This is a genomic window from Desulfovibrio sp. OH1186_COT-070 (assembly GCF_003860215.1).
In the GTDB taxonomy this organism is placed as follows: Bacteria; Desulfobacterota; Desulfovibrionia; order Desulfovibrionales; family Desulfovibrionaceae; genus Desulfovibrio.
Genome location: NZ_RQYH01000269.1, coordinates 1 through 270, shown reverse-complemented (window position 1 = coordinate 270; position 270 = coordinate 1). Strand labels below are relative to the sequence as shown.

The 270-nt window shown below is 49.6% G+C and carries 1 protein-coding gene; it reads left to right on the top strand.

Translation table 11 applies throughout. The features are described 5' to 3' along the window. Positions 1-270, top strand: a 270-nt coding sequence (tnpA, locus tag EII23_RS12805) for an IS200/IS605 family transposase (RefSeq protein ID WP_124793582.1), incomplete at both ends; no start/stop codon positions are given.

Below are 270 nucleotides of genomic sequence, written 5' to 3'. Positions count from 1 at the left end.
CATGAGCGATTATCGTCATGGGGCGCATAGTGTTTTTGCCATTCATCTTCACTTGGTCTGGATAACCAAGTATCGCAAGCCTGTGTTAGTCGGAGATATTGCTTTCACCGCTCGCGAATTGATCCGTGAAATTTGCCGCTCCGAGTCCGTGGAAATCATGAAGGGGCATATATCCAGGGATCACGTCCACCTTTTCGTTTCCATTCCGCCCCAAGTGACAATCAGCCGCTTGGTGCAGAGGTTGAAGGGCAAAAGCTCGCATAAGTTGCT